The sequence below is a fragment of the Pseudomonas sp. LBUM1670 genome (genome assembly GCF_059695695.1).
Genome location: NZ_CP166783.1, coordinates 1860890 through 1885312, shown reverse-complemented (window position 1 = coordinate 1885312; position 24423 = coordinate 1860890). Strand labels below are relative to the sequence as shown.

General features: G+C 55.6%; 16 protein-coding genes and 1 tRNA gene. 5 read left to right on the top strand and 12 right to left on the bottom strand.

Translation table 11 applies throughout. From position 1 onward, the window contains the following. Positions 1-25: 25 nt before the first annotated feature. Positions 26-922 (top strand): recombination directionality factor, encoded by an 897-nt coding sequence (locus tag ACA073_RS08645; protein WP_497402911.1) that lies wholly within the window; start codon positions 26-28, stop codon positions 920-922. Continuing rightward, positions 903-1145, top strand: coding sequence for a hypothetical protein (locus tag ACA073_RS08640; RefSeq protein WP_497402910.1), 243 nt, complete (start codon positions 903-905; stop codon positions 1143-1145). The genes ACA073_RS08645 and ACA073_RS08640 overlap by 20 nt, the downstream gene beginning before the upstream one ends. 243 nt (positions 1146-1388) lie before the next feature. On the opposite strand, the gene ACA073_RS08635 is transcribed toward ACA073_RS08640, so the two are convergent. From ACA073_RS08635 to ACA073_RS08585, 11 genes are all read right to left on the bottom strand, one after another. After that, positions 1389-2048, bottom strand: coding sequence for a Fic family protein (locus ACA073_RS08635; protein ID WP_497402909.1), 660 nt, complete (start codon positions 2046-2048; stop codon positions 1389-1391). 343 nt (positions 2049-2391) lie between these two features. Continuing rightward, positions 2392-5868 (bottom strand): DEAD/DEAH box helicase family protein, encoded by a 3477-nt coding sequence (locus tag ACA073_RS08630; RefSeq protein ID WP_497402908.1) that lies wholly within the window; start codon positions 5866-5868, stop codon positions 2392-2394. A 1-nt stretch (position 5869) separates the two neighbouring features. Further along, positions 5870-7759: a DEAD/DEAH box helicase gene (locus ACA073_RS08625; protein WP_497402907.1), complete on the bottom strand. Its 1890-nt coding sequence runs from the start codon at positions 7757-7759 to the stop codon at positions 5870-5872. A 44-nt stretch (positions 7760-7803) separates the two neighbouring features. Beyond that, the gene (locus ACA073_RS08620) at positions 7804-8988 is read right to left on the bottom strand and encodes a restriction endonuclease subunit S (protein WP_497402906.1); all 1185 of its coding nucleotides are present in this window, start codon (positions 8986-8988) and stop codon (positions 7804-7806) included. Next, entirely contained in the window at positions 8985-10469 is a 1485-nt protein-coding gene (locus ACA073_RS08615; protein WP_497402905.1) for a type I restriction-modification system subunit M, read from the bottom strand. The genes ACA073_RS08620 and ACA073_RS08615 overlap by 4 nt, the downstream gene beginning before the upstream one ends. Positions 10470-10687: 218 nt before the next feature. Next, positions 10688-14341 (bottom strand): DEAD/DEAH box helicase, encoded by a 3654-nt coding sequence (locus tag ACA073_RS08610; protein ID WP_497402904.1) that lies wholly within the window; start codon positions 14339-14341, stop codon positions 10688-10690. Next, positions 14338-16287 (bottom strand): phospholipase D-like domain-containing protein, encoded by a 1950-nt coding sequence (locus ACA073_RS08605; protein WP_497402903.1) that lies wholly within the window; start codon positions 16285-16287, stop codon positions 14338-14340. Before ACA073_RS08605 ends, ACA073_RS08610 begins: the two co-directional genes overlap by 4 nt. Next, positions 16284-17669: a hypothetical protein gene (locus ACA073_RS08600; RefSeq protein ID WP_497402902.1), complete on the bottom strand. Its 1386-nt coding sequence runs from the start codon at positions 17667-17669 to the stop codon at positions 16284-16286. Before ACA073_RS08600 ends, ACA073_RS08605 begins: the two co-directional genes overlap by 4 nt. 473 nt (positions 17670-18142) lie before the next feature. Further along, positions 18143-19132 (bottom strand): YagK/YfjJ domain-containing protein, encoded by a 990-nt coding sequence (locus ACA073_RS08595; protein WP_497404023.1) that lies wholly within the window; start codon positions 19130-19132, stop codon positions 18143-18145. Positions 19133-19463: 331 nt separating this feature from the next. Continuing rightward, positions 19464-19694, bottom strand: coding sequence for a helix-turn-helix transcriptional regulator (locus tag ACA073_RS08590; RefSeq protein ID WP_497402901.1), 231 nt, complete (start codon positions 19692-19694; stop codon positions 19464-19466). A gap of 56 nt (positions 19695-19750) precedes the next feature. Next, complete coding sequence (locus ACA073_RS08585) at positions 19751-21124, bottom strand: hypothetical protein (RefSeq protein ID WP_497402900.1); 1374 nt, start codon at positions 21122-21124, stop codon at positions 19751-19753. A gap of 120 nt (positions 21125-21244) precedes the next feature. Here ACA073_RS08585 and ACA073_RS08580 point away from each other — a divergent pair, with 120 nt between their 5' ends. Beyond that, entirely contained in the window at positions 21245-22129 is an 885-nt protein-coding gene (locus ACA073_RS08580) for a hypothetical protein (protein WP_497402899.1), read from the top strand. Positions 22130-22341: 212 nt separating this feature from the next. Here ACA073_RS08580 and ACA073_RS08575 read toward each other — a convergent pair. Continuing rightward, a tRNA-Ser gene (locus tag ACA073_RS08575) sits at positions 22342-22431 on the bottom strand. Between the two features lie 310 nt (positions 22432-22741). On the opposite strand from ACA073_RS08575, the gene ACA073_RS08570 reads away from it, so the two are divergent. Both ACA073_RS08570 and ACA073_RS08565 read left to right on the top strand, forming a co-directional pair. Then, entirely contained in the window at positions 22742-23431 is a 690-nt protein-coding gene (locus ACA073_RS08570; RefSeq protein ID WP_497402898.1) for a crotonase/enoyl-CoA hydratase family protein, read from the top strand. A gap of 213 nt (positions 23432-23644) precedes the next feature. Continuing rightward, on the top strand, positions 23645-24367 hold the full coding sequence (locus ACA073_RS08565; RefSeq protein ID WP_497402897.1) for a 1-acylglycerol-3-phosphate O-acyltransferase: 723 nt from the start codon (positions 23645-23647) through the stop codon (positions 24365-24367). Positions 24368-24423 lie beyond the last annotated feature (56 nt).

Sequence of the window (24423 nt, the reverse complement as noted above, 5' to 3'; positions counted from 1 at the left end):
TTTTTTCGTTTGCAGGAGAACCACCATGCTCAAAGGTCTGGCTATCACCCCGCCGGTACTCGGGCGAATTTCCATAGGCAAGGTCATCGAGAAGAACGGCAAACGCCTGCCGGAGAAAGATGATCAGTTCACCATCACTTCACAGGTGCAAGGCAAGGACGGCTGGCTACTGCACCCGCTCAATGAGGAACTGCGCAAAAACCAGGAGGACAAGCTGCGCACCATCCCAGTACGCCTGCTGTTCAACGAACCGGAGCTGAACTTCCGCGCCGACTACACCCTGTTTGATCGGCAGTCTGGCAGGCCGCTGTGCGTGGGCAATGGCGAGACCTGCAAGCGTGTTACCCAGGATGGCATGCAGTCGCTGCCTTGCCCCTCGCCGGATGCCTGCCCGCTGGCTAAAGGCGGTGCCTGCAAACCTTATGGCCGGCTGAATGTACTGATCGGCGATGACGATCCGCTCGGCAGCTTTGTGTTCCGCACCACCGGTTTCAATAGCATCCGCACCTTGGCCGCGCGCCTGCATTACTTCCAGGCTATTTCGGGCAACCGGCTAGCCTGCCTGCCGCTGGAGCTGCGTCTACGTGGCAAGTCAACTCGGCAGAGCCATGGCACACCGATCTTCTATGTCGACATCACCGTGCGTATCGGCATGGATATGGCCCAGGCGCTGCAGACTGCCAACGATCTTGATGCACAACGGCAAGGAGCTGGATTCGATCAGGTAGCGCTGGATGAGGCCGCACGACGTGGCTTTGATAACGGCGCGTTTGAAGAGAGCGAGGAAGACAGCGGTGCTGTGATCGAGGAGTTCTTTTCCAGCCCGGATGCGGCATCCACCAGCACCCAAAGCGAAGCGCCACAACCCAACCCCAGCTCACTGGCCGGCAAGCTGGAAGTGCTTGCCGCTCAAACCCACTGACCTATCGCCGGCCTGGCTTCAGGCAGTATTTTGGAGAATCGAGATGATGCTATTGCGATTTCTGTTCTGTTTGTTTGCGTTCATCGGCGCGCTGGCGGCAGCCGGGGCGTTGGTCGTGAGCATTGTGCTGATGCTGCGCTTTCCGCCGCTGCTGATCGTAGCGGCGCTGGCGTGCTGGATGCTCTGCAGGCTGCTGAACAGGACAGGCAAGCCTCCCCAGTAAACGACATAGACCAGCGAGAGCAGCCGAAAGCTTGCTCACGCTGGATGCTCAGCCATTTATTTTTTGAACAAACCTTGTCCGTTGCCACGCCAGCAGGGACTACGTCGATGATGATCTTGCAGATCCCACCCTGGGGTTGAACTGTCCGGAATTTCCGGGCAGTTACCTCCCGCTGCTGCTCCCCCGAGTCATAAATGTTGCGCAAATACTCGCTGACCGAATACACAGGCACTACAACGTGAACTACCCCCGAGTCTGCTCACCCAGCGCCGTCAGGTAATAGCACTGCAGGCGACTGTTAGGTTTGTCCGGTCGGGTCATGGCAATCAGTCCTGCATCCAGCGCCGGACGCAGATAGGGCTCGCGGAAAGATTTACGGTCGGCTAAGCCCAGCGCAGATTGCAGCGTCTCACGACTGACCTCGCCGACCACATGTTTGAGCAGCTCAGCGACTTGGGGGGCGACTTGAGGTGTGACTTGGGGGGGCATGCTTAGAATTGCATCGCGCAGCATGCTCAACATAAACACAATAAACGGCGCGCTGTCGGCTTGTTGGGTGCTGTCATTGATCGCCGTGTAGTACTCGGCTTGATGAGCGTGCACCAGGCTTTCCACCGGCACATGTGCAAACAGTGGCTGCCAACGGCTCAGAATCAAAGCTTGCGAAAGCCGACCCATACGACCATTGCCATCGGCAAAGGGGTGGATAAATTCGAACTCGTAGTGAAAGACGCAACTGGCAATCAGCGGGGGCTGATCGGTTATCTCCAGCCAATGCAGTAGGTCGTGCATTAGCTTGCTCACGCGATTGGCCGGCGGGGCCATGTGCACCACCTTATCACCTTTCATCACGCCAACGCCGCCTTGGCGGTAATGCCCAGCATCGTCGATCAGGCCTTTCATCAGCAGCGCGTGAGCATCGAGCAGATGCTGTTCACTCGCAGGCTGCCAGGCCTCCAACCGCTCGTAAACTGCCAGCGTGTTACGCGCCTCTTGCACGTCCTTAGGTGGTGCGATGATACGCTTACCGTCGAGTCGCGGTGATCTGCTCCTCGCTCAGCGTATTACCCTCAATGGCCAGCGAGCCTTGTACGGTGCGAATACGGTTGATCCGACGCAACAGTAAAGTATTGGCATGCTCCGGCTGGAGCGCTTAACCGGCCGACACTTTGAGCAATCTCCGCCACCAACGACAGAATGCTGCCGTTAAGCGTAAAGGGCGGCTGATAGTGCGCCTGGCCCACCATCACGCCGCCGCACTGCGTTTGATTGCCGCGATCACTGCAACAATCGCGTTGGCATCAGCGTCGCCAAACGCACCGTCTAATCCCTCATGGTGCAGTGCGGTAAACGGCGGTTCGTAGAGTTGCCCGGCTTCCATCACACCCTGTCGGGTGAGACGTTCGATGATCATTTCTACAAAGCGAATCTGCTGGCTGCTGTAGCGGTTCTCATCGAGGAATTGGCCGAAAGCCTCTTTGGCAGCGTTGCGGTCCAAGCCTACCAATGAACGGATCAGCAGGGTCAGCGGTTGGTCAGCGCCATAGCACTGTTCGAACTGCTCGCGGCTCTGTACCGGTTCCGACTCGTAGACGAAATGCTCCAGCTCGCTCAGGTCGCTCGGTGTCAGTGGTCGATTGAACTTGAGCTTGGCGATGGCTACGTGGTTTTCGTTGGCGCGGATATAAGCTTCGACTTTTTTCTTGTACTGCCCAAGGTTGATACCGGTGTTGAAGTCTTTCAGATTGACTACCGTCGGCTCGCCAATCTCATCGCTCAGCACGCTGTACACCGGGTTACTTGGGCGGCGCTCGATAAACTTGATCAGCTCACGCATCCTGCGGCGCAGCTGCTCAAGCATCGGCAAGCGGATGTCCTGCCAGTATTCGTCGGTTTGCACGTCCTGCAGCAACGCCAGCTCGGCATGCACCGCCGGAATGCTCTCCATCACCTCCAACTGGCTGGCCAGTTCGACCACCTTGTCGCGATAGGTTACGAAGTCGCTGGTTGAGCGCAGCAATGCCAGTTGCAGGTTCAGGCAGACCAGATCAAACAGCTTGGCGGTGATGTGCTCAGCAGCGCGCTCACTCGGCAGGCCGGCGACGTGGCTACGCAGATCGCCCAGCGCCGCCTCATCCAGCACATTCCACACTTCACGCTCGGCAAAGCGGCTCACGTGCTCAAGTTCGGTGCGCACAATGAAGTTGTCCTGGTTCATCGCCGCGACTTCGTCGTGCAACTCGTTGGTCAAGTCCGTGCGCAGTTCGACAAAGGCATCGTACTGGCCACTGGTTTCAGCCTGATCGCCCTGCACAGGGGCCGCCTTGGCAGACAACAGCGACAGCAGATCCAGCCGCGCTTTGAACAACCGCTTACCCAACGGCTCCGCCATGCCGCCCAACGCGCCCTTGGGGTTTTCGTTGAAGTATTCAAAGTTGGCGCAGAAATCGAAGATGGCGAACTCGCGCTTATCTTCGCCTGGCGCAAACAAGTCCGGACACAGGCGTGTACCACGCCCGATCATCTGCAGGAACTTCACTTTCGAGCGCACTGCTTTGAAGAACACCAGATTCAGCACCTGCGGCACGTCAATGCCGGTGTCGAGCATGTCCACCGAAATGGCGATCTGTGGCAGCTTGTTGAGCTTGCTGCTGAAGTCATCGATCAGGCTCTGCGCATAACTCACTGCATGGGTAATAACCCGCGCAAACTCACCATTAAAATGCGGGTAGTGATGATTAAAGCGCCGGGCGATAAATTCGGCGTGCTTCTGGTTCACCGCAAAAATAATGGTTTTGCCGAGTTTGTCGCCACCCTCAACCTTCAGGCCATTCTGCATCAGGTGCTTGAGCATCAGGTCAACAGTTGGCTCGTTGAACAGCTGTTTGTTGACCTCAGACGCCAGCACCTCGGTGGGCGCATCGCCCTCGGCGCTGTAGTCGCCCCAATCCAGCGATTCCCAGTGCTCTTTCTCATCATCGCTGAGCTGGTCATAACGAATGCCTTCGCGAACAAACTTGATCGGCACCGAATACGCCTTGGGCGGCACCAGATACCCGTCTTCCACAGCCTCATTCAGGCCGTACGCATCGGTAGGTACGCCGGTTTCAAGGCCGAACAGGTGATAGGTGTCGCGATCCACTTCATCACGCGGGGTGGCGGTTAGGCCGACTAGATAACTGTCGAAGTAACGGAAAATCGCGCCGTACTTCTGGTACACGCTGCGGTGCGCCTCATCGATCACGATCAAGTCGAAATGGCCGACGCCATACTTGCGGCGATCGCCTTCCATCTGCTCGATCAAGCCCATCATGGTCGGATAGGTACACAGATACACCCGGCCCTGGCCATTCTTGTCGGTGACCAGATTGACCGGACTGGAGTCCGTCAGGAATTCCTTGAAGGCACTAGTAGCTTGTTTGACCAAGGCCACCCGGTCAGCCAAAAACAGCACACGCTTGACCCAGTTGCCACGCATCAGCAGCTCGATCAAGGCAATCGACATCCGCGTCTTGCCGGTACCGGTGGCCATGGTCAGCAAACCTGCGCGATGGCCCTGGCTCAGTGATTCAGTCATCGCACGAATCGCCCGGTGCTGATAAGCCCGTTCAACAATCTCGCTATTGATCGGCAGTTCGCGCAAGTCGGTTTGCAGGCTGCGCCGCTGAATCGCCAGTTCCAGCTCTTCGCGGGTATAAAAGCCCTGTACTTCACGGGGCCCCGCACGGAGGTCGTCCCACAGTTCGGTGTGGGTGCCGTTGCTGTAGAAAATCAGCGGGCGCTGGCCCTTCTCGGCCTCCAGGCAATCGGCATACAACTTGGCTTGTTGCTGTCCCGCAGTAATGTCTTTCAGACTGCGCTTGGCTTCCACCACCGCCAGCGGTTTGCCGTTAGCACCCCACAGCACGTAATCGACAAAACCCTCGCCCTGCGCGTTGGGCATGCCGCTGACCGGCACTTCGGCATCGGCGTTTTTGCCCAACTCCCAACCGGCCTCGCGCAGCAACACGTCGATAAACAAACGACGGGTGTCGGCCTCGTCGTAATCATGGCTATCAGGTACAGCAATATTATTCGTCTTGGCCTGGGCCAGTGCCGCACGGGTGGCAACCAGTTCAGCATCCAGCTTCGCCAGCAGCGCTTCACGCTCGCTTAGGCTGGCGGCCTGCTCGGCAATCGCCGCCTCGCGGGCCTCCAGAGTTCCGTGCTGTGCGGCAATCTGTTGCTGGAATTTGGCTTCCTGCTTTTTCAGCTCATCACGGGTAAAGGCTGCCGCGTCGGTAACGCTGACCAACTGCGGCACACGTTTTTCGTCGAACGCAGCGTCGATGCTCTTCGGGTCGCTGGCGCGGGTGTAAGTACGCGCCAGCCAGAACAGCAGATGAAACAGCTCACGCACCAGCTTCGTCGCATCGCTGTAGCTAATCGGCTGATTGGCGTGCACTGCCTGATTGCCAAACTTCTGAATCAGCCGCGCCTTCTGATGGATCTGCGGCGGTAGCAGGCGCACAAACTCCACCTGAGTCAGCAGCAAATTAAGGCCATTGTCGTAAGGCATGCGCAGGTCGCGGTCATGCTCGTACAGCCAATGCACCGCTTGCTCCAGGGCATGACGGGTACGCATGCAGCAGGCGCGCGGGTCGGAATACACCAGCTGCTCCGCGCCCTTGGCCGGTTCAAACAGGGTTTTGAACTCGGGGATAAGAAATTCAAAGTTGCTCATATCAGCCGACTGCCTTCTGTGAGTCCATCTCGGCCAGGTGCTGGCGCACGCTGCCGATTGAGTCCTGAATTCTGCGGGTAAAGCTGGATGGCTCGCGATAGGTCATCACCAGCCGATCAATCGCACGGGGCATGGCCACATAGAGCAGGCGCGCCTCGTCGACCTCATCCTCACCCTTCTTCGGCATTTCACCCAGGTTAGGGATCAGCACCAGGCCGAATTCCAAGCCCTTGCTCGAATGCATGCTGACGATCTTGACTGCATCCTCGCTGCCATACAACCTGCCACGGCCTTTGGCCGACTGGCCCGAGGCAAAGGCGATGCCGGCCTCGCTCAAGGCCCGCTCAATACGCTGAGCCTGAGCGGTGCTGCGATAGATCACCGCCATGTCATCCAGCGCGCGGCCCTGGCCTTGCTCGTCGCGGATGCGCTCTACGGTGCAGTTGTATTCCTGCCAATCGGACTCACAACGCAGCAGCTCGGGGAACGCACCACGCCGACCAGCGCTTTGCGGCGCAACGATGGGCACGCCATCCTCGGCGGCATCGCGGGCGGTCAGCAGCTCGAGGGCAAAGGCCCGCGCCACCGACAGCACCTCCACGGTATTGCGGTAATTCAGACGCAGGATGGTGGTACGGCCTTGAGCCTGCACGCCGACGCTGGCGAAGCTGAAATCCATGCCGCTTTTACCGTCCTTGCCGCGGTAGATCGACTGCGCATCGTCGTACAGCACCAGCAGCGAATTGCTCTCCGGGTCGATCATCTGCACCACCAGCTTGAACCACTCGGGCTGAAAGTCATGGCCCTCGTCGATCAGCACCGCCGCGTGCTGAGCGCGGGGAATTTGCCCACGGTCGACGCCATCAATGGTGCTCTCGACCATCTGCGCCATCTTCACGTTGATCGACAGATTCTGCGCCGGGCGGTCGATGTTAAAGGCCGTGAGCATATCCGAGCACCAGGCGTGAAAATTCCGCACCACGACCTTATCGCTCAGGCCGCGCTCGGCCAGCACCTGCTGCAAGCGGCCGGCCAGGGATTTGTTGTAGCACAGCACCAGCACTGGCTTGCTCGACACTTGCGCCAGGTGCGCACAGCGATAGCCGAGGATCATGGTCTTGCCGGAACCAGCAGCGCCGTGAATCACCCGATGACCCTCGCCGAGGGAGCGCGCCAGTTGCTCTTGCTGCAAGTCCATGACCTTGATCAGGCTTGGCAGTGGCGCGTCCTGTTCGGCGAACAAACCGAATTGCCCCGGCAGCGCATTGACCCGCACCTCGGGGTACAGGTGATAACGCACGCGGTCGATCTGCGGCAGGCTCAGTTGGCAGGGGAAAACATGGTGGAACATATCCCACAGCCGCTGCTGAAAGGCTTCGGTGTCTACCGTCTCGGTCATTTCATCCTGAAACAGTACCTGCTGCGGGTTGAGCACCTCGGCCAGATCGGTGCCCTCGAACTGCTTGCGGGTAATCGCGGTCATTACCACTCCCCAACCAAACGGCATGATCAAGTTGCCGGCACGTGGCGAACCGGCGGGCTGTTTTAGCGCCGGGTCCTTCTGCAACATCATCACCACTTCCATGGCGTAGGCCCGCGCTTGCATCATCGGGTTCTTCTGGGTTTTCAGCAGGCCATCGGCATAAATTTTCGCCTGGCCGCGATCCATGCTCTGGATGGTTTCCAGCTTCCAGTCCTTAACCTCCAGCACCAACACCCCGCGCAGCGGATGCATCAGCACAAAATCCGGCTGCAAGGCTTCTGGCCCCACGGGGATATTGAACCAGCACAGGTAGTCGTCTTCGAGCTTCTTCTCCAAACGCTCGGCCAGCCGGCGTTCGCCGGGGGTGTCGAAACGGCAGGTGGTGCGAGCGGGGAAGAATTGAGCCATATGGGGTTGCCTGTTCCTTGGCGGGCTGGGGCACTGGTTATGACCTAGAGCGTACCTGCAAATGCATGTTGCTGGAGCGCAGCAAAAAGCTCGTCAGAACGGTTTTCCTGGTTTACCTCTTGCGCGTGCTGTCTTTCTAGCGACTTCTTGATCGCAACAAAACGTCGTTGCTCTTCTATCGAGGGTAACGCAACCGGTAGCTCTTTGATGATTCCCATATTGAGCCCCGCCATGATTGCGCCTTTAGCTCGGCTTTCAAGGTAGTTCCGGGCGATTGGATGCATCAGAAAGTACGAGTGCAGGAACTCCGGCTCGCAGCGCGTGCGGTCGAGCGAGATGCAGCAAAGGTGTTTTGTATTAATCGCTGTTGGAACGTCGTCAGGCACCACAGCACATCGGCCACAGGTACCCATGATGGTGATTAGTACGTCGCCAGGATTAACCCGATAGCGAGAGAGCTGTGAGTATTTTTCTGCCGTAATGAATCTTGGCTTCGCCCATGCAAACGTATTGGATACGGCGTTATCTATGCCGAGAACAGCGATGCCGTGATCAACAAGCTCGCTATGCAGTAATTGACTACCAAAGGGACCGGTTCGAATAGCTCCAGCAGAAGGCGCAAGCTCTGCTACTGATGTGGTCGCCTGGGTGTTGTCGCAGAACATTTCCAGAAATACGGATTGCAGTAGTTGATCGAGCTTGGCAACGGCTTCGCGGCGCTTGGCGCGCAGCGCGTCAGCCTTATCCAAAATCGCTGCGATACGGCGTTGCTCGGGGAGTGGCGGGAGCGGAACCGTCACGTTCCTTACCAAATCACTATTTAAGTTTTTGACAACGGCACCAGCAGCCAAGGATGCAAATTTACGGTAGATCAGGTCACTACCCAGCAAATGATAGAAATAGTCCTGATCAACAACCTCTTTATCTCCACTGAGCACCAACCATCCGTCATGGATGCATCCTGATGTTTGGAGAATGTACGGACGGCCAAAGCTCATCGAGTTTGTCAGCAGAAAATCGCCGGGCTTTACTAGTCGAGATTTAGAAACCCCAGAAGGCAGTATTTTCTTCTCAGTCTTGGTTATGTATTTCGAGCTATTCGAGGCATCTCGAATGGAAATCCAATTAACACCATCAGGATCATCGGTGATGTACTCATCGATTGGCCGTGGCGAGCCACCGCGAGCAATCTCAAAAATATCGCCAAGAGCGACCATCGGCCAGCTCATGACAACATCCCCTCCAACTCATCCATCCCCTGCATAATCTCCGCCTCCAGCGCCTTTAGATCGGCCAGAATTTTCTGCGGCGATTCGTGTTGCACTTCCTCATACACCACTTGCTTGTAGCGGTTAATCGACAGGTCGTAGTCATTGCCGGCGATTTCCGCCTTCGGCACTAGAAAGCTCTGTTCGGTGCGTGCGCGGCCTGTTTCATCGGCGCGGTTATGCCAGCGAGCGATGATGTCGGGCAGGTTGTTGCTTTCGTGTTTGTCGCTGGCCAGCCCGTTACGTTTATCGTCCAGCGAGTAGCCGTCGGCCTGCATGTTGTAAAACCAGACGTTATCGGTGCCGCCGGAGTTGGTTTTGGTAAACAGCAAAATGCCGGTAGACACCCCGGCATAGGGGCGGAACACGCCCGAGGGCATGGAGATGATGCCGTCCAGCTTGTGCTCTTCCACCAGCATCTGCCGCAGCGCCTTGTGTGCCTTGCTGGAGCCGAACAGCACGCCGTCCGGGACGATCACCGCCGCGCGGCCGCCGGCCTTCATCAGGCGCAGAAATAGGGCGAGAAACAGCAACTCGGTCTTTTTGGTTTTAACGATTTGCTGCAAGTCTTTGGCGCAGGCCTCGTAATCCAGGCTGCCGGCAAACGGCGGGTTGGCCAGAATCAAACTGAACTGCCCTTCAACACCGGCGTGCCCTTCGCTGAGGGAGTCGCGGTTTTCAATCGCCGGGTTCTCCACGCCGTGCAGCAGCATATTCATCGAGCCGACGCGGAGCATGGTGCTGTCGAAGTCGAAGCCGTGGAAGGTGTCGTGGTTAAAGCGCTTGGCGCTGGCGGCATCCTGGTACAGCTCGTGGCTGTGGTGGGTGTTGAGGTATTCGGCAGCCGTCACCAGAAAGCCGGCTGTGCCGCAGGCCGGGTCGCAAATGGTGTCTGACGGCTTGGGCGCCATCATCTCGACCATCAGTTTGATGATGTGCCGTGGAGTGCGGAACTGACCGTTCTGCCCGGCGCTGGCGATTTTGCCGAGCATGTATTCGTAGAGGTCGCCCTTGGTGTCGCGGTCTTCCATAGGGATGGCGTCGAGCATGTCCACCACCTTGACCAGCAGCGCCGGGTTAGGAATGGTGAAACGCGCATCCTTCATATGCCCGGCATAGGTGGACTCGCCATCCTCACCGCCGAGGGTTTTTATAAAGGGGAACACCTTGTCGGCAATCAGCGCGTACAGGCTGGCCGGATCACCCAACACCTTGAACGCGGCCCAACGCAAATGCGCCTGGTAGGGGCTGAAAATCGGCTTATCAATCGGCTGCCCGGTACGCGCCGCCTTGCGCTCTTTAACCGTCTGCAACTCGTCGAGGCGCTTGATAAACAGCAGGTAGGTCATCTGCTCGATGACTTCCATGGGATTGGAAATACCACCGCTCCAGAACGCATTCCAGATCTGGTCAACTTGGGATTTGATAGCGCCTGTGATCACTGTGTATGACTGCCTGAATTGAATAATGGGGTTACTGCCCGGCTTCGTTGCGCTGCGAGCAGTACACCAAGCGGGAAAATACCGGCCTGGCAAGGTGTGTGCAGTGTAACGAATAGCACTTTAATAGAGTTACTCATCCGACAGGCCATCGTTATGCAATCGTGAGCAAGACAACAGCCGCACTATCACTTTGTGCTGACCACTACCTGCCCCTCAGCTCATCGACAAACAGCCAACATATAGCGGAACCAACGTTCCAGCAGCTGCCGCTCTTCTGGTTGCAAGTCATCTTTAGGAAAGTTCAGTACCAGTCGGAACGCATCCCCCTCTTTCAGGAAGGTGACAAAGGGGAAGTGGTGATTGAGCTGCAGCAGACGGAAAAACTGAGACGCCGAGACAAACTCCAGCGCCGCAGAGCGGGCGGCCTTTTCTAGCGCACCAGCTGGCAGCACCTCTGACAGAGAAGACACACCGCCGTGAACACCGCCTGCATCGCACCAGATAAGCTCATCGAGAACTTGCTTACCGGCGGCGCTGAACAACCGCACACCCGCAACCGTCTGACGCTCAGACTGCAGATCATTCCGGCTCAGATCCTGGCTGGCACCATAGAGCGCCGTCTCAAGGTCGTCCGCGAAGTGCTTGAGGTCATTGAAGGCCATCTCAACCTCATGCAGCGAAAGTATTTCGAGCTGCCCCTGCTTGACCAAAAGTGGTAGGTCTACCGTCGCGTTAAGGTAGAAATAACTGTTGTCCGCATCCTCGTTGATGGTTAGCCGGGCCAGTGGATAACGGGCGCGAAGCCCTTCGATGAACTCTTCAAGCCGGGCAATAGCATCCTTCTGACTTCGGCAGTACTCATCCAGCCGCACCTTGTTGGAGATGGGTGACGTTAGCGTCAGTAGATAGGCGGTCTCCGGTACCAACGCAGAAAACTCAGCAGCGTAGGCTAGGTTTACGAAGATGGGCTGCCGCCTTCTGCCGGCGGCCTGCTCAACCAGCGGATCGATCAGGAATAAGGTTCGAGGCGTGCCATGACCAACATCCACAGACTCAAACGACTCTTGGCTCGGATCAATCACCTGTTGCAGATACGACGCCAGTAATACCATCACCTCATGCTCTGTATGCATCGCACAAGGCTCATAGCTATTGGCTTGCTCGCCATCAGCAAAACAAGCTCCGTAAGGGTCATTAATAGCCTGCCGCACAAGGCCAACCGGCGTGCGCAGAAACTGCTTCCACTCCTGGGTATTGCTCAACCGCACTTCCTTGTCGAAATGCGCCTGCACGCAGGCATCCATCTGCTCCTCAACCCGATATTTGCGCTCGACAAACGAAGCCACTTGATCTTCATCAACCGAGCGTTGCAGAAACGGGTAATGGATGCTCAGATCAGTATTACCGGCTTGTTTTAGTCGTTGATTGACGCAGCCAAACAAACGATCAAGGCGGCCTATCCGCTGTTCGTTGTCACCGGGGGAGCCAGCCAGGCCGTAGTGATGGATCTGATGACACTGCATATGCAGGTTGACACCCTCCTGTAATACCGAAGTCGTCACCAGTACATTGGGATAAAACGGGCTGTTGAACCCAAGAATCAAGCGCTGCCGGCTATTGCTGTTCTCACCACTGGCATAGAAGCCTGGACTGGTGAGACCTTTCAGACTGCGCCACTCCTGATCCCAGCGATCCAGACCGTGATCGATAATCTTGCCGCACAAGTGATCAAAGGTCTCTAGCGCCGCGATGAAGTAACGCAGCATCAGCGAGCCTTCAATTTTTCCGCTAACCCACGCGTAAAAACTCCGATACCAGCGCTGAGCATCCCTATCGCGTTCACCGCGTTGAAACTCAACAAACCACCCGTACAGTTCGACAACCACTGGACTTGCATGCAGAAAGCCCGCTTTGAGGTAGTTACCGAAATTTTCTGCAACTGCCTTGTCTGACTGCGCCCAGTGCGCAAGCTTCTCTCGAAGCACTTCCGGTAGCCTGGGCACCAGCAGCGACCAGACGCTATACATGGGCTGCTCAAAGCTACCGTCCAACGCTAGACGATCACCGACTGCGGACTTGAGCTGTGCATGATTGCCACTGTATTGAAAGCGCAGGAATTTAGCAGCATTGGCATAGTCCGCTTTCTTCGTATCTGCTTGAGCGTAATATCCCGTATATCCAGCTTCCAGGTAGTCGGAGGCTGGCTCTAGAAACAAAGCAAAGACACTTTCCGGCTTGCTGAAACGCAACCGCACATTCGCGCAATCGGTCTGCCCACCCTGCCCCTTCTTGACTACAAAAAGCTCGGCAATGCGGGATGCCAGCTGGCCACTTTCCTCGTCGCCATCTTCGTCACCATCAACGACTTCCACTGCATCATCCATCGCGAGCGTAGGGTTTAGCCCTGCAGTGAGCTGCTCGAAACCTTTGCGCGACCAGCCAGTACGCCGCCAAATATCCACTCGAGCGTCATCCACGGGGATGCCCCAGGCACGCAGAATGATTTCTGCAAGCAATTCGTCATAACGCGCGTTAATCCGCTGGGTCAACTCACGGACCGAAGGGATACGCCGCACAAAAACCAAATGCTTATGGTCGTGAAGCTTGCTGTCTGACGCATACAAGTCTTTAGGTACGCACTGTTCGATCAAAGCCCCGTACTTGGGATGGTCAGGGAAGGTGCCGAACTGCTTGAGGTAATCTCCTGTCAGTTCGCGTAGCAGCTCGGTATCACTGGCCTTGGAAAAGTCCTCGACGGCATTGTCTTCAATACCTTCAGCCTCACCGCTCTCACTCACCTCAGGTTGATGGCCAATCGACTCAAAGCCCTCAAGGTAGCCATACATCAGGCTCTTGTTTTCCTTTTGTTTGCGCAGGTCAGCCACCAGCCTTTTTTGATACAAGGCGAAGAACATTTCAGCATTCGGTCGCCCTTCAAAGCCTGCGGCTAAAGCTTTCTCATGACGGTAATGGTGCTTGCCGTGTAAGCCACCAACCCCCTCCATCAGGCGCAAGCGCCTGAGCGCATAGGTTTGCAAAAACGAGCGGGTCTTGGCTGAATCACTCAAGCCGACCAACTCACCCGTGGGGTCAATCTCGGTGAAGTAACTGAGAATGCTCTGTACATCGATTAAGCGCGTATGACTGGGGGTGGCTGTCATCAACAGATTCTTCGCGCCCAGCCGATTACCCTCGGAACCGAACAACGCGCGCGCAGCACTAACCCGCTGTGAGCCACCATTGAGGTTGCGCAGGTAATGCGCCTCATCGACGACGATCAGGTCAAAGCCGTCCTCTCCCAAAGCCGCCTTAAGGCGCTGATGAATACTTTCGGCTGCAACACGGGCCGCACGAGGGCCTTCTGATTTCAATTCGGACGGCACCAAGCCGCTTAGTGCGTGGATCGTCGTCAGGTATAGATGCCCGGCTCGTCGTTCGACCGCACTCACCAGATCATCGAGGCGATAACACTGCTGCACCGAGGGTACTGGGCCGCCATCCACGATGTTCTTCACGCAGTGATCGGCATCGCGGTAATGCACACGGACAAAGGTCTCGAATTCGCGTCGCCAATGCCGGCAAATATCTCGACCAGGGGCCATAACCAACACCCGCGCATCGGGTTTGAGCTTCCATAGCAACGCCGCCACGCCAAGCGCCTGAAAGGTTTTACCCATGCCAACTTCATCGGCCAGTAATGCAACTCCCTTGGTCGACAGCAGGTTCCACAGGTAAGCCACACCTTCGGTCTGCTTGGCCGCCATCGACTCACGGTCATTAGCCTGGTAATGCCAATCGGGGTTGTTACGTTCGAAGTTGATCCATTGCGACACACGCTGCGGATCGAGCCTGCCCCATATTAGCGAACTCATTGTGTGCCCCATCTGCCACTGATTTTCTGATGCGCCTGCTGCAAACTTTGCCGGTAGGCCTCGTTGGCGCTCGCCGGTAAAGTTGGCTCGGCAATCGACAATGCTCGCCATCGCGTCAGAGGTACGGACTGTTCAGCTTTAGGAAAACGCTTACGGATACGCCGGGCCAATTCACACAGGCCATTGACCTCCTGCGCCAGAAACCAGCTGAAAACACTGCTGCCATCTTGCGCAATACGTTCGGCGGTCTTGCCGACCAACTCCTCTAAGCAACCCGGTCGGCTAAACACCCAGTGCTCAAGCGCACGAATATTTTCAATGGCATGCAGGCGTGCGGCGTACTGGTAGCTAGCAGAAAACAAGCGGAAGTAGCTGATATCACTTGCCGCACCCTCAGTTTGAGCCTTAGCCGTCTCATTAGACTCGCAGAGCGCACCGTCCAGCAGTAACTCACCGCTCTCAGTTTCGCGCACACGGTAGCTCGTATCCTCAAGCGAAGGCTCGTTGCCGGCATACGCCATGGAGTCGAACAAACTCTTCAAATCATCGTATTGCTGAGCACGACGGAACTGCGGCTGGGTTTCGATCAGCATACCGACATGGCAAAGCTGATCACCGTTAAACACTTTAAAACAGTGATCCGTCAGCAGCGCACGCACTGTGGCGATAGAAAGATCGGGTAGCTGCAGAGTTTTTTTCTGCGACATCCAGTTCAAACGCAGGAGTTTTTCATAATCAGGAATACGCAATAAATAGTCATTTTTTGGCGGGCAAGCTGCATTCCACTGCCCACTAAAGTGATAAGTCTGATTGGCCCAGTCAAACCGCACCGCAATAGAAAACGGCAGTGGCTCAGGCACCTCAAGGGCCTCAGCCGCTAGCTGCTCATCGGTGGCAAACAGGCCGTCGTGGGCATCCAGCACCTTACCTAGCACGCGATCAATCGAACTGCTGTCGGCAATGATAAAACCGGCCTCGATGTTGTTGTGCCGCCCACTGGTGGCTGCACCAATACACGTATTGGCACCCGCATGGGTGAAGTTCCAGGAGCCCAGGGCTAAATGGCTCGAGGTTTTCCAGAGCTTGGCGTGGGTCATTGCTACCCGCTCATCCAGTTGGCTTGGGTTCTGACACAAGAACAGCTCTTGATCCGCAAGCATTTGCTCCAGCGTATCGCTCCACTGGGTGCGCAGGTACTGACCATCTACTCGGTCAGCTACCAGACTGACCTTTAATTGCGGCTGGTTAAATTCCTGCCTCAAGTGGCGAATAAAGCTGGCCAGGTCTTTTGAGAAATACGGCGACCACACTGCCAGTCGCTGTAACGACTCATCACCAAACAACTGGTGGAGAAACACCTCACTCTGAAAGCTGTGGCAGAAACGCACGTCGCTGCTTTCAGACGAAAAAGCCCTGCGTATTTCCAGCGGACACTCCATCCCCACATTGGCAAAGACGGCCTGAAAAAACGCTTTCAATGACTGATAAAGCGTCAGGCTTTGCACCGGCACAAAGTGAAAGACTTCCTGATTGCGTCCCCAGCCACTAAGAGTCAGATTGGCGCTGCCCGTGCCCAGTACACGGCCCTCGGCTCCTTCAAGATAAATCACCTTGGCATGGAACAGGCTATCTTCGCTGATACCCCGCCGAGCCTCCTGAGGATTGCTTCCTGGCGCAATACCGTGCACCGGTATCGCCGTGCGCTTGTTTTGATCGGCCCCGATAAAGCGTCGATCGCAGAACACCCTAAAGTCGATGCCCTGCTCATTCAGCACCAGCTGTAATGCCTCGTAGTCCATGCGCGTACGCGGAATCTCAGCCCCCAGCACCGCAGGTAGCAGATAGGTTTCGATAAACTCGATGTCGATACAGAAGCTGGTTAACCACACCCGTTTTAGCTTGCCGAGGTCTTTAACCTGCTCGGCAAAGGCATTTAGCAACTTCATGCCGGCACTCCACGGTAACCGGCCAGCAGATTGCGGAACTGCGGTATGTAGTAATTATTTACCCAGCGGCCTAATGGCCATTTTTCAGCCGTTGGCAACGCCGTAGTGCGGGCATTGACCTTGATTAGCTCAAGATCCTGCGCTTGTGCCCAAGGCAATTGGCCACGGCCACGCATCACCCAGGCGTGATATTCCAGCAAACCACACAGTTGCCCGACAAAGCTCTCAGCGCTGGCCAACTTAAGCAGCTGCGCCAGACGCTTACGGCCAGTGCCGACCGGCACGCTGGTCAGTGTTGGTAACGCTTCTATCCGGGCAGCTGCCGCTGGCAGAGTGCTGGCATCACGCCCAAGCGCCTTCCAGTGGGCCTCGATCTCGGTAATGCGTTGGCTCTTGGCGTGGTGCGCAAGGGTAAATAGTAAATGTGCTTCAGCCAGGAGTGGCTCTAGGACTTGCACATGCGCCAACTTGAGCTGCTGCGCGGTGCTATCACAGCGTTGCTCGGCTAAAGCAAACAACTGCTGTGCCAGCAAGGGCATTTCAAGCGACTGCTGCGCGTGCTCATCCAATACGCTTAACAAAGCACCTGAAGCGCCTTGAGCCAGGCCGGTGATATCCAGCCAGAAGTCGCGCGTATCCGCCCCCACCTGTCCGGGAGTTGGCAGTGTTTTCCGGTAAGCATTTCGCAGGCTAGCCGGCACATCGTTTAAGGCAATTGGGGCTTTGCGCTTGTAACCCGCCAACAGCTCCAGCAGATGCTGGCGAGCCTCTTGATAGAGAGCACCCAGTCGCTCATTGTTCTGAAACAGTAAGTGGGCCTTGTTCCACAGCAGCACAGCATCGGGTCTGTGGTGGTAGTTATATGCAGCGTTGAAAAAGCCCATCTCCATGAAGGGAGTTTTGTAACGCCCACTTACGCCAAGCCCCAATTGGCGGACCAGCAGGTAGCCTGCTTTTTTGTGAGTAAACTGCAGCTGCGGATTACCTCCTGGAGCCTGCTCAAGCCTAGCACGAGCCTTGCTGGCACCCAGAACCCCCATACTGTCTACGCCTGCACTGGCAGGCTCCACCATGGCATAGGTAAAAATATTCTCCAGATAGACAAGGCAGGCCTGGCGCAACGCTAAGCTGTGTTTGTCTCCTACCTCGTCGACCAGTGCCTTGCTCGGTTGAACAGAGTCGTCATCACACAGGTCACGGATCAACGCATGGTGCAGCAGGTTAAGAGTGTAATTGCGCACATCGTTGGAGATGGAGTTGACCCTATTCTTGAAGATCCGCTGACCGAACGCCGACCAGATCACTAGAACCCCAAGAGGATCGATATAGCTATCGCCGCTTAGTTCATCGTCGTACTCGGTCAAAATATGGCTGAGTTGCATAGCACTTCCTTAGTTCGAGTTGATACGCCCGGCTACACGCTAGTCGCACTGGCTGCCTGACCACGACATCTAAACCTTTTCATCTGTAAATAAAGAACGCATGTATTGGTCGCGAAACCTGTGGCGTACTCGCAGCTAACAGATGCCTTGCCAGAGCTCATCGGGCTCGACAATCGCCACGAAACGTTTTGCAGAAAACCCATCGGGAAACAATGAGCACTGATCATCCTCGTCAAGCTGGTCTATCGGCCAGAGAATGCTTCTCATCACGCAGAATGCCCTCAAGATGTTCACGGGATACCACCCTGAACCCATCGACTAGGCAATTAACCTCTGCGGCTTCCGAACCCATGATGATTAAACCCGTAGGACTTTATAGACGCCTTGCAGAGGTAGATGGCGCGTTCAAAGAACAGCTTGGAAAATAACTCACATCACCTGGGAGGGCTGGACCTCCCAGCTTGCTCAATAAATTACTCTCTCCGAGTAATGGACCGGTTAGCTGCCCCTGAAACCTTCGTTGCCTGTCCCTTACGCAAGCAACGAGCCCCTACAGGCTTGAGCCGCAGGTGCTGATCATTCTTGACCAAATAACGCATGGCGTACTGCACATTACCTCGCGCATTCAGATCCCGTCTGTGGATTAGGCCAATCCCCAACCTGTCTTGGTATTTTTCTTTTTCGAGGTTGCAGTTGTTGAAGTAGCCCTGACCACGGGTAATACGCTCCCACAGCTCACCGATCCGCTGCGCCCTGTAGATATCGGCAATCACTTCAGCACCGTTGAAGAAGAAGGCCGTATGGATGTGATACCCCCGATCCTCGCCTTGCTCAACGCTGCATACGTAGCCGGTCCCTTGGTCAAAAATCAGGCTACGCTCACGCTCAGCAATCAACCGACTCAAGTCGTCGAATACGTGTTCCACACGCAACCTAGCTTGAGCCTCGGCACGATAATACAGATCAACCCTGATCACACAGGTACGGGCGTAGCGATCAAGCACAGCATCAACGTAACGACCGACTTCCATTTCCTGCTTAATCGCCTGGTAACGCTGATCGTGCTCCCAGCGCTTGTATCGCTTTTTGCTGAGAAGCGTTCGGACGTGCTTGGTCAGTTCGTTCAACGTCTCACTGGTGCTCAGATAGCGAGTTTCACCTTCGTTCAAGCAGGTAATGCCACATGGGGTGCGCTCAACCCTTATAGCCTGGCAGGCCTCCCGAAAAAGGTTCAAATGCCAACTGTACTGATACTCCTCGTCACATTCGAACAATGCGACCATCTGCTCGATTCCATCGAAGTATTTTGAAATCCTGGTTGCGTTGACCTGCTCGCCCCCGTGCTTCGAGTAAGTGATTCGGAAGGCTGGGCAATCTGTACGTTGAACGGCGTTGATGAGTCGCTCAACCTGGATAGCGATATCGGACTGTGAGCGGCAGGTGTAGCTGTTTCGTTCGGTCATCATGGTGCACCTGATTGGTTGTTGGCATATCAGGTGCGTGATGTGTATTTATTTAAACGATGCCCCACCCCATCAGCTGAGTAGTGATGGCTATGTAGCTATCAAGTTCCAGCTATTGATTGGTTATGGATTGATAGTCTAGATCTATATAACTAGATCCCGATCCGAGCCCCAGCGACCATCCCAGCCAGGTAAGGCAACGGGGAGCAATATTGCCGCGCCAACCGCGAAATTGACCCATCTGGATCTTGGGAGAGTTAGTTGAGAATCCTCCCTATACAGCATAAGCGCCATGACCAGCCATAGCAGGTCATGGCGCTTATGCCGGTTTCTAGCTGGCCATACTCAGATGGCCGGTGGACCGCACTGCAGTGCCCTCTGCCAGATCACGCTCCTCGATCCTTGCAAGGATCCAATCGTGTACTTCGCTTTCAACCCAGCCGACACAACGGTCACCCAATGACACTGGTTTAGGGAAGGTGCCTTCCCCTATGTACTTGTAGATGGTCGACCGTGCCAGGCCGGTCGAATCGATAACTTCTTTCAGGCGGATGATTCGCATGAGCGGGCTCCTCTGTATGGCTCAGAGGATTGGCGGGGGCGATAAAAAATAACCGCCTAGACGGTTTTCGCTCGCGATGCCGTTAACAACCCCGCTTGGTATCTAAGCTCCACGGGACAGAGGGCTTCGGTAGTGATTTGCGTCAATTCGGCGCCATTGCCGACTTTTCTCAGCTGCCAACCACCGCCACCGTTATCAATCAACATCCCCAAGCTCGCATACCCCTGCTGCAAATCAATGGGTAAAAGCCTGAAGCTCAGACTTAGCCAGGTATGCCCCTCAACTTGTGCAAAACGCAGCTTGCACTCTTGTGCAAACTGAATAGTTATCCACCATAAAAAATCTATGATTTCAGCCTCGTCGAGCAAGCTGCCATCTTTAACATCCCGCATCGGCTTGCGAAAAAATGCGCTGACGCGGTCTCGGGTTCCCAGGTATAAGTGCGACTTGGCCACCCCGAGTTGGTTCCAGTGCTGCGTAAGCAGGTCTGTCACGCAACCGCTCAGAAAAAACTCGAGCTGCTCCATCGCGTGCCTGGGTGCACGTCTGAAAAGACGCAGAACCGGACCAGGTGTGGAAAGCTCAGACAATGAGGGCCTGTGTCTAACAGCAGGATTACGCCAGAGCTCAAGATCAAACCAAACACCCTCCAGATACCGCACATCGCCGGCCATCTCGTCCACACACTCATGCACAACGAAGCCGATCTTGTCCGCCCCCGACGTGATTTGCCTATGGTTCAGATTGAGGACATAACTGCTTTTGATTTTTTCAGCAAAAATTGGGCTGGCGACGCCGGGCACGTGTCGTCGAATAAACCCCATTTCAATAAGCTTCTTAATCCGCTGCTTAAGACTTGTCTGCTCAAGACCGGCGAGTCGACACAGCTCTACATTCCCCAGCGAACTTACAACCCCAAATCGGTCGGCATGAGCGAATAGTATTGCGAGAAGCAGTCGATTGGATCGACTGAGCAATGAAGTGCGATTCGGCACTGCCCCCCTCTTCTGCCCCATTCTCGCGGGATTCGCCGGTACCACATGAATGTCCGTGTCAGGTTTCGTGGCGTGGATGTGCGGCCCGTTGATTAGGCGATCGACCACATTCAAGTACGGCGCAGCCGCTGGGGGTCGTGTGACGACCCTCGCTAGCTGGAGTTGGATCGCCACATCGTCATGCAGGCGGAAGGATTTTTTCGGCCGACCGGCTCGTCGACTCGACTCAGCTGAAGCGATCAATACCGACGCCTTCACGAGGAAGCCGAGCGCAGCGGCACACTCTGTCGTAGGCACTCCAAGGCAGCCCGCCAACTCATCAACAGTGAGTGGCCCTGTATTCGAGAATTCGTAGCGCTGGTAAAACGACGCCAAAGTGAACCGGGCCTTTGCATCAAGCGCCCCTAAAATCAGTGATAAAAGATCGATTAGCATACGCATACCTGGCTAACACAAGGTAAATATACCCTATTTATTCAGAAATATTTATTTAATGCTATCAAATAACGTTATTAACAACGAATATGCTAGGACAACCAGCCTGAGCAAAAGAGAATGGGACGCAAGCGAATAATCGGCCTCGATTGGCTTGAGCCTGAAAATACGCATCAACGCCTGTGGGCTCTGGAGTATTTGCGAGCAAAAGGTTTCGCTGATCTCTTCCATCACAGCAAACACGTCCTGCCCAACCAGCTTCCGTCACACAACGAAATGCTGGATGCCGGTATGTATGTGGAGCAGGAACCGGCCGCACGCGAACTATTCGGCGATATGAAAGATGCTTGGCGTCAGGAGAAAGAGAGGCAGAAGAATAAGGAGAGTGGCCGCCAGGTATGCGCGTTTACTCTCGAGTCGAGAGTCAAGACCCAACTACAAATCATGGCCAAGGAACAAAACAAGAGCGCCACCGCGCTGCTGGAGAGCCTGATTACAAAGGCGCACTCAGCCCATCTGCGCAGACAACAAAAGCAACACTCGAAGCACTCCCCGCGAGCTGCCCGTAATTACTCATTTCAGGGTTCGAACAATATCGGGGAGAACCACGAACGGCAGAAATCCGCTCACCCACCTGAGACAGCCAGCCATCTTGATCCCACTCAGAAAGTGGAGCACGAGGCAAACAGTACAGCCGGAGAGTTCGATGCGCACACATTGAAGCCGTTGCCGGCCGCTGAAATACCACAGACACAGAAGTGGACCCGCGCCCCCAATCTCACCCCGCCTCAAGACAGCCAGGCAGCCGAAATAAAAATCGCGGACGAGCATCTAACTGAACAACCAGCCACCGCAGACCACCTTCCAGAGCGGGAGATCAATGACATTTTTACGCCCACCCAAGACGTCATTGAATTGCCCCTGAAAAATCTCAAACTCCAAAAGAAAAAACCTTTCGTCCTTCCGGTCGAGGAGGCGCGGGTGTTAAAGCCCAGCACAGATTAAAACCCAGTAGCAGAGGTCGGATCGAAAAGACTGATTGCACCTTGAGTCGATGCTAATCCCACAAATTGCAATGCTGGAAAGCGCTTACGGTAGAAAGCATCGACAGAATTCCTAGGAAGAAGCTTTACGAAACCAGATGGGGGAACAAATGGGGGAACAAAATACAGCGAACACAAAAAAGCCCCGTAAAACGGGGCCTTTAAGTTAAAATTTGGCGGTGAAGGAGAGATTCGAACTCTCGATACAATTTCTTGTATACACACTTTCCAGGCGTGCTCCTTAAGCCACTCGGACACTTCACCGTATCTCGTCAAACATGTTCTGTCTGTCGAGGCGCGCTAATGTAGTCGAAAGCTTTTCCGATGGCAAACTTTTTTTGCAGAATTTTCATGCGGTTAGCGATTTAGGCGTTCTGCGGGTTTCGGGGTATGGCAAACCGGCCAATCTCCGGCGTCGCGCCCTCTTCTCTATATAGAAGACAATACACGTGGGGCATGGCGGGCCGGGTTTGTCCGACAGGGGAAGTGTGACCGACGGGTCAGTCACAGTGCTTTACCTGGCCTGCGGCGGTGGGTAACGTTCGCCTCAACTTTCATACAAGGAAAAAGCGTCATGAGTGAGTTGATTACCTACCACCTCGAAGACGGTATCGCGACCCTGACTTTGAGCAACGGCAAGGTCAATGCCATCTCCCCGGACGTGATTGATGCGTTTAATGCTGCGCTGGATCAGGCGGTGTCTGATCGTGCAGTGGTGATCATTACCGGTACGCCCGGGATTCTGTCGGGCGGTTATGACTTGAAGGTGATGACAGCCGGCCCTGAACAAGCCGTGGCGCTGGTGACGGCCGGTTCGACCCTGTCCCGTCGCCTGCTGTCGCACCCCTTCCCGGTGATCGTTGCGTGCCCGGGGCACGCGGTGGCCAAGGGTGCGTTCCTGTTGTTGTCGGCGGATTACCGCATTGGTGTCGACGGCCCGTTCAGCATTGGCCTGAACGAAGTGCAGATCGGCATGACCATGCACCACGCCGGTATCGAGATCGCGCGTGATCGTCTGCGTAAATCGGCGTTCCACCGCTCCGTGATCAATGGCGAGATGTTCAATCCGCAGAGCGCAGTGGATGCAGGCTTCCTCGACGTGGTGGTCTCGGCCGAAGAGTTGCAAGGCGCGGCACTGGCGGCGGCTCGTCAATTGAAGAAGATCAATATGACTGCACACATGAACACCAAGCTGAAAGTGCGCAAGGCACTGCTGGAATCGCTGGATAACGCGATCATCCTGGACCAGGCACATTTGGGCTAAGCCCAAACGTGCTTCACCGAAAAGCCCGACTGTCATGTCGGGCTTTTTCGTACGCACCCTGTTGAAAAGCCTACAACCGCTCTAGAACACGTCTGACCAATAAGTCGGAAACATGCGTTCAAACATCGGCTATCTCCTACCTCTATAGCGGCAATTGCCGAAAACAGTGCACATCCGTACACTGCGCCACCTTTTGTCCCGGTGGGCCTGTAAATGCTGTTTGTGTTTCGTATGTTATTGATGGGCCTGCACTTTATCCTGGCCGGTGTGCTGGGGGTGATCCTGGGTCTGTGTCGGCCGTTCAATCCGGACAACAGCCGGTTGTGCGCGCGTCTGTATGCGTGGCCGGCGATGTGTATTTTGCGTTTGCGTGTGAAGGCAGAAGTCGGTCCGTTGATGAACAAGCCTGACAGCTGCGTGATCATCGCCAACCACCAGTCCAACTACGACCTGTTTGTGTTCGGCAACGTGGTGCCGCGCCGCACCGTGTGCATCGGCAAGAAGAGTCTGAAGTGGGTGCCGCTGTTCGGCCAGTTGTTCTGGCTGGCCGGCAATGTGTTGATTGACCGTGGCAATTCGCACAAGGCACGCCAGTCGATGCTGACCACGACGCATACCTTGCAGCATGAAGACACCTCGATCTGGGTATTCCCGGAAGGCACGCGCAACCTTGGCGAAGAATTGCTGCCCTTCAAGAAAGGCGCGTTCCAGATGGCGATCGCGGCCGGCGTGCCGATCGTCCCGGTGTGTGTCAGCAGTTACGTTAAACACATGCGATTGAACCGCTGGCGCAGTGGGAAAATTCTGATCCGTTCGCTGCCGGCAATTCCTACGGCTGGACTGAGCCTGGACGACATGCCCCTGCTGATCGCCCAGTGCCGCGAGCAGATGCGCGAGTGCATTGCCTCGATGGATCGGCAACTGCAAGTCGCGTGAAACGAAACCCGCCCTGTGCGGGTTTTCTTTTGCTTGCGAGCTTTTGCCTTCGAACT

What these genes read in the sequence shown, in the direction of transcription:
- ACA073_RS08645 (WP_497402911.1), top strand. Translation starts at nt 26, where the DNA reads ATGCTCAAAGGTCTGGCTATCACCCCGCCGGTACTCGGGCGAATTTCC.
- ACA073_RS08635 (WP_497402909.1), bottom strand. Translation starts at nt 2,048, where the DNA reads ATGAAAGGCCTGATCGACGATGCTGGGCATTACCGCCAAGGCGGCGTT.
- ACA073_RS08630 (WP_497402908.1), bottom strand. Translation starts at nt 5,868, where the DNA reads ATGAGCAACTTTGAATTTCTTATCCCCGAGTTCAAAACCCTGTTTGAA.
- ACA073_RS08625 (WP_497402907.1), bottom strand. Translation starts at nt 7,759, where the DNA reads ATGGCTCAATTCTTCCCCGCTCGCACCACCTGCCGTTTCGACACCCCC.
- ACA073_RS08620 (WP_497402906.1), bottom strand. Translation starts at nt 8,988, where the DNA reads ATGAGCTGGCCGATGGTCGCTCTTGGCGATATTTTTGAGATTGCTCGC.
- ACA073_RS08610 (WP_497402904.1), bottom strand. Translation starts at nt 14,341, where the DNA reads ATGAGTTCGCTAATATGGGGCAGGCTCGATCCGCAGCGTGTGTCGCAA.
- ACA073_RS08605 (WP_497402903.1), bottom strand. Translation starts at nt 16,287, where the DNA reads ATGAAGTTGCTAAATGCCTTTGCCGAGCAGGTTAAAGACCTCGGCAAG.
- ACA073_RS08600 (WP_497402902.1), bottom strand. Translation starts at nt 17,669, where the DNA reads ATGCAACTCAGCCATATTTTGACCGAGTACGACGATGAACTAAGCGGC.
- ACA073_RS08595 (WP_497404023.1), bottom strand. Translation starts at nt 19,132, where the DNA reads ATGACCGAACGAAACAGCTACACCTGCCGCTCACAGTCCGATATCGCT.
- ACA073_RS08590 (WP_497402901.1), bottom strand. Translation starts at nt 19,694, where the DNA reads ATGCGAATCATCCGCCTGAAAGAAGTTATCGATTCGACCGGCCTGGCA.
- ACA073_RS08585 (WP_497402900.1), bottom strand. Translation starts at nt 21,124, where the DNA reads ATGCTAATCGATCTTTTATCACTGATTTTAGGGGCGCTTGATGCAAAG.
- ACA073_RS08580 (WP_497402899.1), top strand. Translation starts at nt 21,245, where the DNA reads ATGGGACGCAAGCGAATAATCGGCCTCGATTGGCTTGAGCCTGAAAAT.
- ACA073_RS08570 (WP_497402898.1), top strand. Translation starts at nt 22,742, where the DNA reads ATGAGTGAGTTGATTACCTACCACCTCGAAGACGGTATCGCGACCCTG.
- ACA073_RS08565 (WP_497402897.1), top strand. Translation starts at nt 23,645, where the DNA reads ATGCTGTTTGTGTTTCGTATGTTATTGATGGGCCTGCACTTTATCCTG.